The following is a 15,966-nucleotide window of genomic DNA, read 5'->3' as shown; positions in this document are numbered from 1 at the left end:
TTACACCTCCCCATCCACTGACTCATCATCTACTTCTTCATCATTTTCTGATAAATCTTCTATTTCTTCTACGTACTCAAATTCTGGAACTTCAATATCACGAACATCAATCTGCCCAGTGACAACATCCGAAATTAACTTATTGCGAAGCTCGTGAAGAACTTCAATTTCTTCAGTTAGTTTTACTATAGCTGTGTCGTATTTGGCACAAGCTAAGGGAATATAATCAACTATCATTTTCTGTTCTTCAATTGGAGGAACAATAAATGGAATTTCCTTCATTTTGTTGATAGACAAATCCCATTGTCCAACACGTATTCCATCTGAAGCTTGTGCAAAGAAATTCACATACACCTTACTTCTAATAGCATAGTGGAAATACTTCAAATTCTCAAAATTCACATCAAAAATAAAATATGCAGGACTCACAATTCCAGTATAATCAGAAATCCCATACGATCCTTGCCATGCCTTCATTTTATTCATGACAAACTGCCCCTTCTTGACCATCTTGTATCCACTAAGATCATCAGGAATAAAATTATGATTACTTTCCTTATTTTCTACGTCTCTTACAATAACGCCCTGCTCACGTACTACAGAAAGAAGTGGTAACTCTGGATGATTCTTTTCACTAAACGGATGCAAAATTTGTCTTAACTTGATTGTTTTCCAATGAGCAGGTATATCACCAAGCCAATCGATACCACTGAACTTCATCGGAACATTTGAATTTAGACCGCGTGTTACTACCTCATTCACAACCGTCTTTTTAAGTTCAGTGATTCTTCTAATCGCTTTCTTTTTAGAGTCTATTAGTCTGTTAATTTTCGATACTTGCCAATCAAGATAATGTACAATTTGATCTTGCTCTTCACGGGGCGGAATTGGTACAAGAGTTCTTTTGAGCCCTTGCCAATAAATATTTCGTTGAATGGAGCCCACTCCTTTAGAATTTATTACATACTGGCTCACCATCGTTTGGCTTCGAAAGATATAATTTGCATACTTCATTGATAAATTGTTATCTAGTGAAACAATGATATATGCGGGGCTTACAATTCCTTCATAATTCGATACACCGACAGAACCTCTCCAAGCCTGTTGGTTATTTAAAACAAGATCACCACAATCTACTCTCTGGTACTTCGACAAATCTTTACTTGTAGCATTTGTTCTCTTTTCTGCTTTTGCAGAAAATGGGATCACACCAATATCGAGATAAACAGACAGAAGTGGCATATCAATGCAGTCACAAATAGATTTGACTTTTCCTATTCCATATAATGGCTTTATTTGCCAATGTGCTGGAAATGCTGTGTTCCATAAGCGCTTTTCTATAATGTATTCTTCATATTTTTTCATGCTTACAGCCCTCCAAGAATGTCTCTGAGCATTCCATCAGTCTCAGCTTCGAGCGATTCAAGGTCAGCAACTATCGCCTTCATAGAACGTAGCTCAGTAGGCTTATAGAAATACTTTGTAAAACTGATTTCATAGCCGATTTGAGTTTTCTTGTTATCAATATATGCATCTGGTGCAAAAGGTCTAACCTCGTTTTCAATAAATTTCTCGATACCTCCCTCATAGGTAAATGGTACAATTTCCGTATCACGTAGTTCAACATCGGGTTCACCATCGATTGATTTTGCAGTAGCATCTTTCTCCGTAATATAAGGACGTATTTTTTTTAAAAGCGCTGATTTCAACTTTGTGGCTTTTGCAAATGCATTCCAATCATCCAATGCTATTGTAGAAGGCACTGCTTTAATTGCTGCAGTATATGTTTCCATCTCTACTTCCTTTAAAATTCCAGCCGGAATTTTTCTTTCTGGATAGACACGTAAGCGAAGTGGACGTTCCACAGTAACAGCCCAATGACCAAAATCCTCATTATTGAAAATCAAACTTACTTCACTTTGTTCCATTTCAAGAAAGATACGCATTATTTCTTTTCGAAGTTCCGGAGTAAGCTCGCAATTCTTTTTCCCCATATTTTTACGAAGAGGAGATTTCATTGCAGTTGCATCAATTAACTGAATTTTCCCTTTACGACGTTCTTCTTTGCTATTGGATAGAACCCAAATAAACGTGCCTATTCCAGTGTTGTAGAACATATTCTCTGGTAAAGCAATGATTGCTTCCACAAGGTCATTTTCAATTAAATATCTACGTGCATTACTTTCACCACTACCAGCGTCACCTGTAAAAATAGATGAACCATTGTGTACTTCTGCAATACGGCTACCAAGTGGAGTGTCTTTTTTCATCTTTGCTACATTATTTAGTAAGAACATTAACTGACCATCACTCGTTCTTGGAATCATTTGAAGCTGAGTTCCATCATCAAGATACGCATTAAATCGGCTGTCCAGTATATCTTTCTTACCACCCATCTTCTCAGCATCCGTTTTCCAACTTTTACCATAAGGTGGATTTGCCAACATAAAGTCAAACTGACGAGTAGCATTTCCATCAGCAGAAAGCGTAGATCCATATGAAATATGTTCTGCCTGATCTCCGTCCCCCTTCAAAAGCATATCTGCTTTGCAGATAGCATAAGTTTCCGGCTGTAGTTCCTGTCCAAAAAGGTGAATGGATACTTCTTTACCACGTTTTTTAGCAACATTCATTAATCTTTCTTGTGCTACCGTAAGCATACCGCCTGTTCCGCAGGCACCATCATAACAAGAATATGTTGCATCCATAATTTTGTCTGCAATTGGCATAATAACTAAATCAGCCATTAGATCTACAACATCACGTGGTGTCCAGTGCTCTCCGGCTTCTTCATTATTTTCTTCGTTAAATTTTCTAATCAACTCTTCAAAGACTGTACCCATACCATGATTATCCAACGCTGGCAACTTAACCGTCTGCTTTGAATCATCTGTATATATTGTTTTAGGACTCAAGTTGATTGTAGGAGAAATGAATTTCTCAATAACAGAACCTAAAATATCTGCATCAATCATCGTATCAATCTGATTACGAAACTTAAATTTCTCCAATATTTCTTGAACATTAGGAGAAAAACCGTCTAAATATGCTTCAAAATCTACTTTTAATGTCTGCTTTTTTGCACGACTGGTTAAGTCTTTTAACAAAAATGGAGATGCGTTACAAAATGCTTGTCCTGCAGCATTACAAAGCGCAGGCCATTGATTTGTAATTCCGGCTGCATCCATCTTTTTTTTCATATCTAATACCGCTGGTTTTGTATCCTCAAGCATCGCATCTAATCTTCTAATTACTGTCATTGGCAAAATAACATCTCTGTATTTACCACGAACGTATACATCTCTTAAACAGTCATCAGCGATTCCCCATATAAAACTTACTATTGCATTATGCACTTGATTATCCATTAATTTCATTTTCCTTCCATGTTAAACTGTAATAGTCTGATTACTTATTCATTCTTCTTGGGTCTTCTGGTTTGTTAACTCTACTGGGAATTAGCCAGATTTTCCCTTTTTTTACTGCACCTTCAACCCTGCCTTGACTACAAAGCAAAGATATTCTTCGTGGTGAAATATTCCATATTTTAGACATTTCATTTGTTGTTGAAAATTCCATATTTGCCTCCATTTTTCAATTAACAATCTTCTATCTAATTATATTCCTTTATCGGAATACTTTCAATAACTTGACGTGAGTATTCAACCATTTTTTGAATCAACCTTCAAATATACATCCTCTCACTACTTTAACTAACTTATCAACTCACGAAGCACTTCTAGATATGTTTCTAAGAAGTATAAATTCGTCAAACAAAAGAGGCCTTTCTGAAATTATCACTACCTATTAACGACAAACTCTGCAAAAGCTTTTATATACTTTAAGTCAAGTAACTCCTATTTATGTGCCCTTGACATCAATACTATAGTCTCAACATGGAATAGTTAGCTTAAACTTGAATGTTAATAGTAAACCTATTTTTTCTACTACTGTACTATATCCTTCACACTATAATGTGTGTCTTTTATTTTCGCTTTACCAGTCACTATATTAATATTACTTCTTCTCTTAATCTTTCCTTGCACTTTTTCAAACAGCTCATTAGAAATAAGTGGTCTATATCCTTCCTCCATTAAAAAACGCACAGTCCACCCACATTAATCTTTTGCTTATTATTCGGGAACTCCCTGGTCCAATTTTTTCCTAGCAGCACATTTCCAATATACTTTTCATAAGGTAATGCTGACCAAGTTTAATATTTTTGCTTATATCTTGGTTTTTCTCCTGGGCAAAGATACTTTTAATCTCCATCATAAGACTCTGCTTAGGAACAGTGTTTTTTAATGTTTTCCTTATCAAATTTCACTTCAATCTGTAATGCATTTTGTCTTACTATCTCAGTTAATCCTTTTACTTGATTATCTAGACTATCTTCTTGTGTTTCATTGGGTGTACTAACCGTGCAATAAATGGCAACATTCCTATGATTAGGTGAAACAATAGCAGGAATAAATTCTACTCTGCGATTTCTTCTTTACATAATCACTTCTTTCCAAATATAACTATTTAGAAGAAGTCTTACCAAGATATTCCCTACCTATACAAATCTCTTAATCATATGGCTCATTGGCCTTGCTATCACACGATAACAGAGCTAACATGTAGTACTACCTAAAAGGAGGTGCTACTTATGCACAAGAAAACTATATTATGGGTAAATATTATTTGTGAAACACCGATTAATGCTGAAGCCCATCAAGAAATCCTTCGATACTTCTTTCCTTATCATGAAGCCATTCGTCTTAAAATTGGTCAAATAAATAGAAAAATAACAGTCATTTATCCAACAGGTTATGCGCCTGTTGCAGACCTATCACTAAGCTATTTCATAAGGTCAAAGAAGCAATTATATGAAACATTAGCAAGTTTTATCGATTTAGCCATACAACATTCAAATGAAACCCATTACTACAAAGCAGGCGTTGTCCTCACCATCACCGTTCCGAAAATGAGACGCTATCATCGATTTTATAAATTTGGCTGGAAGTTATGCTATTAAAAAGCAGGCTACTTATCATTAACCTAGTGATAAGTAGCCTAACTGGTTTGCTTGAAGGTATAAGTATTAATTTTAGTACATATTATTTTTTCAATTCCTTATGTATCAAGGTCTCATATACTTTTGCGCGAATACTTCGAATTGTACTAAACTGCTAGCGCAGTGGCTTTTCAAGGCTTTAGTCCTCGAATCACTTTAGCCATTGGTATAGCAGTTTTTTTGTTCTTCTAAGTTTATACTCCTTCTATAAAGTTAAGCATCTAATAGGGCTTAGCCCTAAATAACCTTTTAAGGAGTTGTTGTCTTATGAACTATGAACAAACTAAAGAACTACTCATTTCAGCTATGCAAGACCAAAATTATGCATCTGATACACAAAACTACGTATATTAAAAAAAGCCTAGATTCCTCTAAGTTCTTATCTCTTTTACTCTACCTACAATGCCACTTTCCACCATTACTTTTATATCATGGTGATGCTCCGGTGAGTTGGTAAGTATCTTTTTTACAATTCCTTCTCTCAACTTGCCTGTTCGCTGATCCTATTTTTGAACAACTAAAACTGTTGCTCCTATTTTAATATTACTTCTCTTTGTTCCGTCCATGTTATTTACCTCTATTCTGTATTCTTTTAAATACTATGAAGATTATAAAGGTGATAAACAATAGAATAGAAATACCTACAACTGGTATATTGATTCCTTGATTATTTACGGAATCTTTAACTATTACATTGGTCTCTAAAACTTGTTCAGTCTCTATAGCATTTGTTGTGTTATTTTTATTTAACTTTTGTTGTGCTTTAAAATATTCCCCATCATTAATGTATTTCTCATATCGTTCTACCATATTATAACGCTCACTAACAAGTTTTAATGTCTTATAGTCCTCAGATGTACATTTAAATACCCAACTATCATCTATTTGATGATCATTTATCAGCACAGCTACTATTATATCTCCATCTAAAGGTTTATCTGCTGTACCATAATAGGAATCAAACTTATCAACTGTAATTTCTTCAGCTAGTACTTCTCCCATCATGATAGTAGAAGGCGTTATAGTATACATATCTGCTTGAATAGAGAGCTTACCAATAAGCAAAGCCTTATACTCTCCTAGCATAATTGATTCAGGTATATCTCCAGCCAAAACAAGAGAACTAAAGCAAATAAATACTAAGATTATTACCAGGTACTTTTTCTTCATATAAATCACCCTTCACATTTCAATTCATTTATTATTATTGTATAGGTAGTATGGACTAATTACAAACCTTTTCGCGTTGACTTATACTTTTACGCGTAAACTACCGATTTACGCGCTTTAGTACCCCCCCTATCGTTTGGGAACATACATTCACTTTAAAATTGCTCCAAAAACACACTAAAAGGCTTAAAGCATAATCGCTCTAAGCCTTGATGTACCTAGGTTTTACTTACTAAGCTTCACTACCGTCTCAACGTGTGGTGTCTGTGGAAACATATCCACGCAAAGCACTTTATCAATGTGATATCCAGCTTCTTTTAAAATTGGTAAGTCTCTTGTCAATGAAGTTGGTTTACATGAAATATAAAGTAGTTCTTTAGCACCAAAGTTAATAATCTTTTGAATTGCTTTTGGATGAATACCGTCTCTTGGTGGATCTAATACGATGATATCTGGTGTTTCTTTTAATTGATCCACTTCTACCATAACATCACCTGCAATAAAATGACAGTTGGTTAAATGATTAAAAATAGCATTTTCTTTGGCCTTATCAATCGCTTCTTCTACAATCTCGATGCCATAGACTTTCTTTGCGCGAGTAGCCATAATTTGAGTGATGGTACCTGTACCACAGTATAAGTCAAATACAGTTTTATTATCCATATCATCAATAAGGGAAAGCGCATTTTTATAAAGGAGTTCTGCTCCCTTTGTATTCGTCTGGAAGAAAGAAAATGGTGATATATTAAACTGCAACCCTAGAATCTGCTCTCTAATTGTATCTTGTCCATAAATGACAGATACTTTTTCTGGCTTAATTGCATCAGCCAAATTATCTGTAATGGTATGGATTACACCTGTTAGTTCTCCATTAAGAGGAAGCTGTGCTAATAGTGTTGCTAAAGGTATGAAAGAAAAATCTTTTTGAGATGAAGTAACAATATTAACCAATATTTCACCAAATGTAATAGACTTACGAATAACAACATAACGCATGAATCCAGTATGCTGCATTTTCTTATAGTAATTTAAATCGTTATCCTTACAGTAGTCTAAAATAGTTCGTAGTATTGTACTAAAGTCCTCATCTACTAAGAGGCAACCATCTACTGTAATCACATCATAGGTACTATGTTTACGGTGCATACCTAAAGTCATAGGACCATCTTTGACTTCATCTCCAAAGCTAAACTCCATTTTATTTCTATACGCTAAAGCTTCAGGACTTCCAATAACACCTAAATCTTCATAGTCAGAGATACCTGCTTTGGTAAGTAGTTCTTTGACTTGTTCATGTTTTAAATGAATTTGCTCATCATAATCAAGGTTTTGAGCGCTACAACCACCACACATCCCAAAATAAGAGCAAGGCGCTTCGACAAAATAAGTCGGATTCTCAAGGACTTCTAGAAGCTGTGCTTCCCAAGTTCCTTTTTTGCGCTTAAATAAACGTGCTTTAATATGTTGGCCTTTAAAAGCACCTGTAACGTAAATAGGCTGTTCTTCATAATAAACAACCCCTTTATTAGGGAATATACTATGAGACACAATGCCTTCAATTATTTGATTTTTTTTAGCCATCGTATGACTCCTTTAATTCGTACTTATTCTAAGTCTTCGTATCAAGCAATATTGTGACATATTATACAAAGATTTTCAAGTGGGGCTTAGAATAATCCAAAACACTTACAACAATTTAACTTTAAGTTGAAAAGTAAACTTATAATAAAGTATAATAAATTTAAGAGAGCAGAATAAGGAGAGAATAGTGTGAGATATAATCAGGAGAATAAGAATCAAAGTGCCGCCATTGAAGAAAGCGTAAAAATGTATCAGAAAAATTTAATGGACGATATGAATTTGACTTTACGCCTATCTTATCTACATAATACCCATGTGACTAAGCCTATTGAATGGGTAGAACGACTACTTATCTTTGAGGCGCCTATATCTAAATTAGACTGGGTCATCTATCCACAAGATGCTATTATTGACATGGTATTTGTATCTAAATTAGCTTTATTTCATTCACGAATACGTATTGTGAAGAGTTATCGTAAGGGAAATAGTTTGTTTTATGTAGGTGAAGTTGTTTCACCTATCGTTAAGAAGCAGCAAAGAGAACATTTTCGATTAGATGTTACCTTCGATGTAAAATTTCAACTACTTCCAGCGGAAGAAAATGAAGAAATAGATTTCTTAGAACTTCCTTATGAAAAAGGTATTTGTGTGAATATCAGTACGGGTGGTATGTGCTTAAATACTAATTTGCAACTTAAGTCGTCACAAAATATAATGCTAGAGTTTTATTTTGTGAATATGGAATTTAATTTAAAGGGCAAAATTTTGGGCTTAGGAGAAATGAATAGTGCAGGTTATTATTCACACCGTGTTCAATTTCAAAATTTAGATATAGCTGATACTAATTTATTAACACGATTAATTTTTGAAAAACAACGTTCTTTACTTAAAAAGACCAATTAATATAAAAAAGTTCTAGGGAACATTCCTAGAACTTTTTTATATAATATTTATTAGAGTTTATTCTTCATCCCATGAATGGTAAACATTCTGCACGTGGACTGCGGTGCTTTTTTGATACACCTATAACATAAATATAATTTTAGTATATTCTTACTATTTAAGCAATATTAACCGCCTCATATCTCATTAGATATTTTACTGGACTGACATATCCCAAATAAGAATGACGACGTTTTCTGTTATAAAATATTTCTATGTATCTAAACATATCACGCTTAAAATCTTCCAATCCAACATAACTTTTCCTATAGATTCTTTCCTTTTTAAGTGTTGCAAAGAAACTCTCTGAACATGCATTATCATACGGGCACCCTGGCCTACTCATGCTTCCACTTATTCCATTATCCTTAAGCATTTGTTGATAAGTCTTACTAGCATAATCGATTAAGAAAAAGGGATTGCTCCCTTTCCCTCATCTAAGAACCGTACGTGAGAGTTTCCCGCTCATACGGCTCAAGCATTTCTTAACCATTTCTGGCGGCAACAGTTTGTAGTCTTAGTCTTCTTTTGATAAAGTATTTCTCATCTATAAAAGGATTTCTAGATATTTGTAACTTTGGATGACGTCTGATATCAATTGTTCTTAGGTTAATAAGATAGTTCTTATCAGTCATAAATACCCATGGTTTACCATTTTTACTGTGCCAGTACTTGTTAAGTCGCCACCATTTGTTCTTCTGGGGATGTCTGTGTTTAGCCCATTGTTCTAATAGAAGATAAAGTGTATTGTTTACATACGAGAATGTACGACTTGCGACGACATGCTTATGGTAGTTTGTCCATCCTATTAGTATTGAATTTAATCTCCTGATTAAGTCTTCTTGTTTTTGAGTTTTGGCTCGATAATGATTTTCTATTTTTCCTTTTGAATTACGATGGTAATGTTCTTGTATTAGTTTTTCAAGTCCATCAAGTGTCATATTAGCATAAAGACTGGAAATAGAGCCGCCTTGTGGTGAGCCTGTTTCTGTAGGAAATAGAACACTTTTATAGATGAATCCTGATTTTAAGAATTGTTTCATTATACGTTTATCCATAGGTATATTTTCTAGTAACCATTCGTGGTTTATATTGTCAAAACATCCTTTTATATCTCCTTCAAGTATCCATTGGGGTGAGCATTTTCTTGCAAGTACGCAGAAAATTTGTTCACAAGCATTCTTTGCACTTCTTCCTTTTCGGAACCCAAATGATACCTTGTCACCTTTAACTTCGGCTATGGGTTCTAGTGCAAAGGCATAAAGCGTTTGAATTGCTCTATCATACATAGTTGGGATGCCCAGAGGTCGTTTCTTTTTCTTATCTTTCTTTTCAATATAGACTCACCTAAGTGGTTTTGCTTTATATTGCCTATCTGTAAGAGAAAGAGTTGCCTTCATCTTTGCAGAAGATGTAGACCAAAGTTGTTTGTCCACACCAGAGGTGTTTTTGCCTTTGTTAGAGGTAACTTTCTTAACTGCAAGAGCCTTTGGGTAGAATGAGTGTGTAAGAAGATACTGTAACCTTTTAACTTTATTAATATCATTTTTAACTGTTGCCTTAGCAATCCTGACTTGTAGTCTATTAACTTCTTTTGTTGCTATTTTCCAGTCAATGGTTTCCCACTGTTCTGAGCATCTGCGTGTGTCTTTTAGCTTCTCGGTTTTATCCGTCGTTGAATAACTAAAATTCATAGATATACATTCCTTTCCTGCTAAGAAATACCATGAGATAAGTCTGCACTCTTTCGAGTTGGGGCAAATTTTGAACCCCTATCCTTTGTCATTACAATAAAGGCATTTGCTTTTTATCTCTTTCTTCTGCCCTCAAAGCCGTTTCATTTCCTTGCGGATTGATACCCATAAGTAATTTATGGGAGCTTATAGGGTTTACCAAGTTCCGCATAATACATAATTGTGAAAGCCTTAGGAGCCGCCTTTAAACCGGGAGTGCTTTATCCATTCGCATTGGCTAGTCAGAACACCTTTGCTTGACTCCGTACCTTTTGGTCGAAGCGTAACAGCCTATTTCGCTTCCTCCGCGTAACGATTCCTACAGTGATTCACTTTACGTTCTCCATAGCTTTCTTATCCTAGTAGTCATTCCAGATTTAGGCTCCTAGAACTTCCTCATTGTCTCGTGAGCTTTCTAACCCAGACGTTACCATCCACGCTAGTCACGATAGGATTACTCCGAATGGATGGAGTAGCATTAATGCAATATATTATGCGACTTCTTGTCGCACCTGGCAGCCCCTATCACTATGAAAAATTAAGTCCTTCTCCGTTCCTCTCCTTGCTATTGCATTAGCCAGTGCCTGCTTTACCAGCTCCCCATTAATCTTTTTGCTTACCCCATATCCTATAACTTCTCTGTTAAATAAGTCAATGACTACAGCTAAATAAACCCATCCTATGCTTGTTCTAATATATGTAATGTCTCCTGCCCAGGCTTGGTTAGGCTTGTTCGTCTTGAATTTCTGTTTAAGCCTATTGTCATAGTATTTTCCATCTGTTTTTCCATTATGGATAGGTTTATATTTCTTAGATGTTTGAGGATAAAAACCATTCGCTCTCATTATTTTTCGGATTTTATACTCACTTAAATAAATGCCTTTTTCTTCAATTTCCTTCTTTATTGCCCTGTATCCATAGGTCTGATCACTGTCATTAAAAATCTCTTCAACCCTATTTATTATTGATAGTTCTTTTACATGTTTCTCTTTATTCTTCCTTTCTTGCTGAATCCACCTATAATAATTCTGTGGTTTAACCCCTAGAGCTCTACACATCTTTACCACCGAAAATTCTTTTATAAGCTTTGATATAGCTTCATATTTCATGCGTGGGGTTCCATAAAGATGCGCAGGGATTTTTTTAATATTTCTACCTTTTCCTGCTCATTTTCTAATTGTTTCTTATGATAAGCAAGCTCCCTATCTCTAGTTTTAAGCTGCTTCTCTAAATCTTTGATTTTATTCTGCATTTCGTCAGATGAAGCTGGCTTATTTTCATTACTAATGATCCCATGCTTATTTTTATATTTATTAATCCATCTACAAGCCGTATTAACATTAATCCCTAGTTCTTTAGATGCAGCTGTAATAGATTTACCTGATTCTAAAATATAGATTGCAGTTTCTTCTTTCATTTCTTCTGAATACTTGTTATACATTCGTATCTCCTCCATATGATGATATCATCATATCATAGGTGTCTCACTTTTTCACCGCACTCCAAACACGACTTGCTATTTTTTCTGGCTATCCATAACAGACATACCTCATATCTACGCTTAATAGGATTATCTTTTCTCTTCCAGCAAAACATATTTAACACAAAAAAATACTGATATCCTACACAAGCCTCATATAAAGATTGACCTGCTACAGCACCAGTAGCAAAGTTAATTAACTTCATGATATTGATTATCTTATCTGCTACATCATAATCAAAATAATAAAGAAGCTCCTCTTGATGGTCTATTTCATAAAGGAACTTCTTGCATATGGCTTTGATATATTTATTTGTTGGGAACCTGCCATCTAGTACATCTACTGCATACTGATAGGCTCTTGATTCTTTGAAGCTGTTATAATCTATTATCCACCACCTCCCTGAATGATTCTAAGTAATGGATCTTGTTTCTCTTTTTCCACACCAATATTAATATTGGCAAGTTTAGCTCTTGACTGAGGGCTGAGGCTTAGCTCGTTGCAGAGTCTAAAGAACTCTTTCATGTAATTAGATTTCATCTTTAGATAGGCACTTGGCTTTCCTTCGTCATCTAATAAGCCATTCTCATTAAGTTGCCTTTCACATTCATTAATTCGGTCTATTGTAATTGCAGTGTGTGTCAGCACATGAACATCAATATTACCAAGAATGCCTGATGGCATAAGGTAATCAACTATGCCTTTAAATAGTCTCTTCTGCTCTTTAGATAAAAAAGAAGGTGGCCTGATTCTATCAGACTCACCCCTTAGTTTTGCTTCATATTCTAACCGTACATCTATTTCATTTTTACTCATATGTCCTGTTCTTATTGTTATGCTCTTTGTTGGGCGAGCCATGATTGTCACCTTCTTTCTTCTGTATTAAAATCAAAAATATATACATCCTACGGACGTTTTATAAAATTCCCAAAATTCACCTTGCTAATATCTAGGTCTTTAAAAAATGCTTCAACAGCAAAATCCAATCTTTCAATATAATAATTGTACTTACTTCTAGGAAAAAACTTAATCCTATATATATCGTTAGGTGCAAAATGATAAAGTATGCATTTCAATATAAACTCATATGTATGTGTTACTTCAACTAACATTTGCTGTTCAAATTTTTCACTATGAGATTTCTTACCTAATTCACAAATACAATCATAATATTCCCAGAAGCTTTTCTTATCAAATTTAGCTTCTTCATAAAGGTAATATATGAAGCTACCTTCTTCACATTTATAGTTTCTCTTTAAAATATTTCTAGCATCAAACTCTATTATTAGGCAAACCATGATATTATTACCTTCCTTATAATTGTAGTTGCTTCTTTATAAAAATAACCGTACCAGAATACATAAAACACCCGTTATACTAAGCGGCAGTGCAGCACAATAAATTATTCTTTTATTATCTATATGCATACTAATTAATAAAGAGGTACCTATTGTTAAGTGTTCAACAACATATAACCAATCATATCTGAAGCTAAAAATATTTGTTATCAATTCAATAACTCCTACAATGAATAATACATATCCAATAACCTTCCATATCTTGCTACTTACAACAACATTTTTATTCCCTATATAGAGTTGTTACCTACTTTCATATAATTTATTAATTTCACCACTTATTATAAGAGTCTAATAAATATCTATTTCCTATAAAATTTTTCATTCTAGACATTTTGTATCTCTTCGTTGGGTGAGCTATGATATCACTTTCTTTACTAATATTATGTATTCATTTGTTAATATAATAATTGGGAAGTTATCGTTTTTTCATTTTTATTCTCAAACAAATTAACACAATCTCTAACCCTGCAAATAAAATAACTAATGTTGATGTCACTTCTTTAATGCCTTCTTCCCGTTCTGGGGTTGGATACATTTCTAGTGAACCATTAACAAAATACATATAGAAAACAATAATAAATAATGCGACAATAACGATACTTATATTCAACAATATTCTTTTCATATTCTCCCCCTACAAAATAATCCTCAGATTTTAAATAATACAATCCTACTGCTTATAAAAAATTTTCATTTTAGGCACTTTGTGTCTCTAGTTGGGGGAAGGTGGTCTTTAGTATAAGTTTTTATTTTAGTTTAATTATTAGGGGGCATCTAAATATCATTATTTACTACATCTAAATTTGATCGTTGTATCAACCACTTCTCATATTCAATGCTGTCATCTATATCCTTTGTGTTATATTCTTTCAAGTCCTTGCTTAACGGAAACGCTTTCCTAAACTTTTTTACAAGTTCTTCCTTACTGCTTATTAATAATGTTAAGCTACTATCAAATGCTACAATTTCAACAGATGCAAGAGGATGCTGGATTGAGATATTCTCTTGCCAAAAAGCCTTGTTACAATCTGCATATGGTAAATCATATTTTAATACTTCTTGTAACGTATAACACTTGTCAAATCCCGATAAAACCGCCCAATTCCATTGAAAATCATTTTTATTAATTATTCCTGTTAGTTCTTCTCCACTTATCCATGCATAGTTTCCTGACTGAAAAATGCGTTCCAAATGACCATCCGAAAAAGGAAAAGATTCATAACCTGTTATCAACCAATTATAAGACCTTTGAAAATTATCCAGTGATTTGAATATTTTTTTTAGATATGTATAGGCAACTTCACCTTTCTCTAAAATGGCTCCCTTTATCATCTTAACACCACCAATTCATACTAGACTTAGATATAATTATTCAACTTTACCAATCCACAACACTACTATCACCAATCTGCAAGTTACACACCCTACATAGCACAGCCACATTATCCGATAAGATAAGTTTTAACTAATAGATAAACTGGAATTTGTATCACATATCACTTGTAAAAACTTCGGGAACACCTTGTTCAATTAAAGGTTTTCTTTTAGCATCTGATAGCAGAATACTATGATTATTGCCATCTGGTTGATATTTTCCCTCTACAATATCATTGTATAATTCACTAATATAATCTAACCAGTTAGTAGCGTATTTCTCTGGCCGAATCACCTTAAAGAAATCGTATCCACCTGCTGTATAAAAAACATTTATTGCTTCATGTAATTTACTATTTTCATTAAGTTGATATTCATCAGGAATAATGAAACCATTTTCATCCCATTCTTCATAACCAATTTTATCAGATGTTTCTAACACAAATATTTCCTCCATAAATCCTAATTTACCAATCTTTTACGCTTTTATCACCCACCTGCAAATTACACACCCTACAAAGTACTGCAACATTATCCTCATCTAACCTCAACTCAGGATAATCTTTAAATGACTTTATAGCATACTTTAATACTATAACCGTTCTCGATCATAAAGTAGAAATATAGCAAGCAATAACGTAGTTAATCACACTTGTATGCAAGTTTTGTAGGTAAATCATTCCAAAGTTGTGAACGCGTTTTATTTCTCTGAAATATAGCTAGAACATTTCTATCAGGCTCAGGATATACAATTGGGTTATCTTCTTCCCCTTTTTCAGCTCGTACTGGGAAAGCAAGCTTTTCTGTCTCTATTGAAAACTGCGCTTCTACACCAGGCTTATTCCCTCTTGCATCTAATCTAATCCATTTATGATATTCCTCAATATAAATACCATTAAGCCCATGGTAAACAAGAATAGGTGCTGTATCATCATCTAAAATCAACCTCTGATAACAAAATCCTGTAGGTATTGATTTATAACGCAGTAATGCAGCTAATAGATGTGATTTTGCAAAACAAATTCCATGCCCTGACTTTAAAACTTCTGAAGCTTTACAAGTAAGTATATCATTATTGATATCTGCTGAATGAAAAATATAATCTCTAACATATTCATATGCTTTTTCTATATATTCAATATTGCTATTGGAACCATTTGCAATTTCATTTGCTACTCGCGAAATATTATTGTTGTTATAATCAATAATATCACTCTCACATGTATATAAACTCAATTGATTTGTATAAGGCATTATCTCCATAA

General features: G+C 33.9%; 20 protein-coding genes and 1 pseudogene. 2 read left to right on the top strand and 19 right to left on the bottom strand.

The annotated features are described in order from the left end of the window. The 4 genes from EKH84_RS13335 to EKH84_RS22080 form a co-directional block, all read right to left on the bottom strand. Positions 1–1,365, bottom strand: coding sequence for a restriction endonuclease subunit S (locus EKH84_RS13335; protein ID WP_127066675.1), 1,365 nt, complete (start codon positions 1,363–1,365; stop codon positions 1–3). Positions 1,366–1,367: 2 nt separating this feature from the next. Continuing rightward, positions 1,368–3,377 carry a type I restriction-modification system subunit M gene (locus EKH84_RS13330; protein ID WP_330547544.1) on the bottom strand — a complete coding sequence of 670 codons (2,010 nt, stop codon included), beginning with the start codon at positions 3,375–3,377 and terminating at the stop codon, positions 1,368–1,370. 31 nt (positions 3,378–3,408) lie between these two features. After that, positions 3,409–3,579: a DNA-binding protein gene (locus tag EKH84_RS13325; protein ID WP_127066674.1), complete on the bottom strand. Its 171-nt coding sequence runs from the start codon at positions 3,577–3,579 to the stop codon at positions 3,409–3,411. 368 nt (positions 3,580–3,947) lie between these two features. Next, on the bottom strand, positions 3,948–4,106 hold the full coding sequence (locus tag EKH84_RS22080; RefSeq protein ID WP_190283325.1) for a hypothetical protein: 159 nt from the start codon (positions 4,104–4,106) through the stop codon (positions 3,948–3,950). A gap of 545 nt (positions 4,107–4,651) precedes the next feature. Between EKH84_RS22080 and EKH84_RS13320 the strand changes: the two genes are divergently transcribed. After that, entirely contained in the window at positions 4,652–5,020 is a 369-nt protein-coding gene (locus EKH84_RS13320) for a hypothetical protein (RefSeq protein WP_127066673.1), read from the top strand. A gap of 410 nt (positions 5,021–5,430) precedes the next feature. Here EKH84_RS13320 and EKH84_RS22830 read toward each other — a convergent pair. From EKH84_RS22830 to rlmD, 3 genes and pseudogenes are all read right to left on the bottom strand, one after another. Then, positions 5,431–5,550: pseudogene (locus EKH84_RS22830) on the bottom strand (DUF2196 domain-containing protein); the annotation flags it as partial. Positions 5,551–5,626: 76 nt separating this feature from the next. Continuing rightward, positions 5,627–6,229 carry a hypothetical protein gene (locus tag EKH84_RS13310; protein ID WP_127066672.1) on the bottom strand — a complete coding sequence of 201 codons (603 nt, stop codon included), beginning with the start codon at positions 6,227–6,229 and terminating at the stop codon, positions 5,627–5,629. A gap of 225 nt (positions 6,230–6,454) precedes the next feature. After that, entirely contained in the window at positions 6,455–7,810 is a 1,356-nt protein-coding gene (rlmD, locus tag EKH84_RS13305; protein ID WP_127066671.1) for a 23S rRNA (uracil(1939)-C(5))-methyltransferase RlmD, read from the bottom strand. Positions 7,811–7,999: 189 nt separating this feature from the next. Here rlmD and EKH84_RS13300 point away from each other — a divergent pair, with 189 nt between their 5' ends. Then, on the top strand, positions 8,000–8,713 hold the full coding sequence (locus EKH84_RS13300; protein WP_127066670.1) for a flagellar brake protein: 714 nt from the start codon (positions 8,000–8,002) through the stop codon (positions 8,711–8,713). Positions 8,714–8,870: 157 nt separating this feature from the next. On the opposite strand, the gene EKH84_RS13295 is transcribed toward EKH84_RS13300, so the two are convergent. The 12 genes from EKH84_RS13295 to EKH84_RS13245 form a co-directional block, all read right to left on the bottom strand. Next, positions 8,871–9,128 (bottom strand): IS3 family transposase, encoded by a 258-nt coding sequence (locus EKH84_RS13295; protein WP_127066669.1) that lies wholly within the window; start codon positions 9,126–9,128, stop codon positions 8,871–8,873. A 109-nt stretch (positions 9,129–9,237) separates the two neighbouring features. Further along, positions 9,238–10,089, bottom strand: coding sequence for a reverse transcriptase domain-containing protein (locus tag EKH84_RS13290; protein ID WP_330547617.1), 852 nt, complete (start codon positions 10,087–10,089; stop codon positions 9,238–9,240). A 6-nt stretch (positions 10,090–10,095) separates the two neighbouring features. Continuing rightward, on the bottom strand, positions 10,096–10,446 hold the full coding sequence (locus EKH84_RS22505) for a reverse transcriptase N-terminal domain-containing protein (RefSeq protein ID WP_243118592.1): 351 nt from the start codon (positions 10,444–10,446) through the stop codon (positions 10,096–10,098). A 530-nt stretch (positions 10,447–10,976) separates the two neighbouring features. Next, positions 10,977–11,594 (bottom strand): IS3 family transposase, encoded by a 618-nt coding sequence (locus EKH84_RS13285; protein ID WP_127066668.1) that lies wholly within the window; start codon positions 11,592–11,594, stop codon positions 10,977–10,979. After that, positions 11,591–11,926, bottom strand: coding sequence for a transposase (locus tag EKH84_RS13280; protein ID WP_190283323.1), 336 nt, complete (start codon positions 11,924–11,926; stop codon positions 11,591–11,593). Before EKH84_RS13280 ends, EKH84_RS13285 begins: the two co-directional genes overlap by 4 nt. A gap of 32 nt (positions 11,927–11,958) precedes the next feature. Further along, positions 11,959–12,171, bottom strand: coding sequence for a hypothetical protein (locus EKH84_RS22075; protein ID WP_127066666.1), 213 nt, complete (start codon positions 12,169–12,171; stop codon positions 11,959–11,961). A gap of 182 nt (positions 12,172–12,353) precedes the next feature. Next, a complete protein-coding gene (locus EKH84_RS13270) occupies positions 12,354–12,824 on the bottom strand; it encodes a phage terminase small subunit P27 family (protein ID WP_127066665.1) in 471 nt (156 codons plus the stop codon). A gap of 47 nt (positions 12,825–12,871) precedes the next feature. After that, positions 12,872–13,264, bottom strand: coding sequence for an Imm41 family immunity protein (locus tag EKH84_RS13265; protein WP_127066664.1), 393 nt, complete (start codon positions 13,262–13,264; stop codon positions 12,872–12,874). Between the two features lie 478 nt (positions 13,265–13,742). After that, a complete protein-coding gene (locus tag EKH84_RS13260) occupies positions 13,743–13,952 on the bottom strand; it encodes a hypothetical protein (protein ID WP_127066663.1) in 210 nt (69 codons plus the stop codon). A gap of 149 nt (positions 13,953–14,101) precedes the next feature. Next, the gene (locus EKH84_RS13255; protein ID WP_243118591.1) at positions 14,102–14,659 is read right to left on the bottom strand and encodes a hypothetical protein; all 558 of its coding nucleotides are present in this window, start codon (positions 14,657–14,659) and stop codon (positions 14,102–14,104) included. Between the two features lie 157 nt (positions 14,660–14,816). After that, positions 14,817–15,143 (bottom strand): hypothetical protein, encoded by a 327-nt coding sequence (locus EKH84_RS13250; protein WP_127066662.1) that lies wholly within the window; start codon positions 15,141–15,143, stop codon positions 14,817–14,819. A gap of 200 nt (positions 15,144–15,343) precedes the next feature. Next, entirely contained in the window at positions 15,344–15,964 is a 621-nt protein-coding gene (locus EKH84_RS13245; protein ID WP_127066661.1) for a transglutaminase-like domain-containing protein, read from the bottom strand. Positions 15,965–15,966 lie beyond the last annotated feature (2 nt).

The organism is Cellulosilyticum sp. WCF-2 (genome assembly GCF_003990395.1).
Classification (GTDB): domain Bacteria; phylum Bacillota; class Clostridia; order Lachnospirales; family Cellulosilyticaceae; genus Cellulosilyticum; species Cellulosilyticum lentocellum.
Note: the sequence above shows the minus strand (reverse complement) of the source record. Positions and strands in the feature narration are given on the sequence as shown.

Coding starts and splice junctions, on each gene's coding strand:
- EKH84_RS13255 (WP_243118591.1), bottom strand. CDS start 14,659: ATGATAAAGGGAGCCATTTTAGAGAAAGGTGAAGTTGCCTATACATAT.
- EKH84_RS13335 (WP_127066675.1), bottom strand. CDS start 1,365: ATGAAAAAATATGAAGAATACATTATAGAAAAGCGCTTATGGAACACA.
- EKH84_RS13325 (WP_127066674.1), bottom strand. CDS start 3,579: ATGGAATTTTCAACAACAAATGAAATGTCTAAAATATGGAATATTTCA.
- EKH84_RS13295 (WP_127066669.1), bottom strand. CDS start 9,128: ATGCTTAAGGATAATGGAATAAGTGGAAGCATGAGTAGGCCAGGGTGC.
- rlmD (WP_127066671.1), bottom strand. CDS start 7,810: ATGGCTAAAAAAAATCAAATAATTGAAGGCATTGTGTCTCATAGTATA.
- EKH84_RS22075 (WP_127066666.1), bottom strand. CDS start 12,171: ATGAAGTTAATTAACTTTGCTACTGGTGCTGTAGCAGGTCAATCTTTA.
- EKH84_RS13280 (WP_190283323.1), bottom strand. CDS start 11,926: ATGTATAACAAGTATTCAGAAGAAATGAAAGAAGAAACTGCAATCTAT.
- EKH84_RS13245 (WP_127066661.1), bottom strand. CDS start 15,964: ATGGAGATAATGCCTTATACAAATCAATTGAGTTTATATACATGTGAG.
- EKH84_RS13330 (WP_330547544.1), bottom strand. CDS start 3,377: ATGAAATTAATGGATAATCAAGTGCATAATGCAATAGTAAGTTTTATA.
- EKH84_RS13285 (WP_127066668.1), bottom strand. CDS start 11,594: ATGAAATATGAAGCTATATCAAAGCTTATAAAAGAATTTTCGGTGGTA.
- EKH84_RS13320 (WP_127066673.1), top strand. CDS start 4,652: ATGCACAAGAAAACTATATTATGGGTAAATATTATTTGTGAAACACCG.
- EKH84_RS13310 (WP_127066672.1), bottom strand. CDS start 6,229: ATGAAGAAAAAGTACCTGGTAATAATCTTAGTATTTATTTGCTTTAGT.
- EKH84_RS13270 (WP_127066665.1), bottom strand. CDS start 12,824: ATGGCTCGCCCAACAAAGAGCATAACAATAAGAACAGGACATATGAGT.
- EKH84_RS22505 (WP_243118592.1), bottom strand. CDS start 10,446: ATGAATTTTAGTTATTCAACGACGGATAAAACCGAGAAGCTAAAAGAC.
- EKH84_RS13265 (WP_127066664.1), bottom strand. CDS start 13,264: ATGGTTTGCCTAATAATAGAGTTTGATGCTAGAAATATTTTAAAGAGA.
- EKH84_RS13260 (WP_127066663.1), bottom strand. CDS start 13,952: ATGAAAAGAATATTGTTGAATATAAGTATCGTTATTGTCGCATTATTT.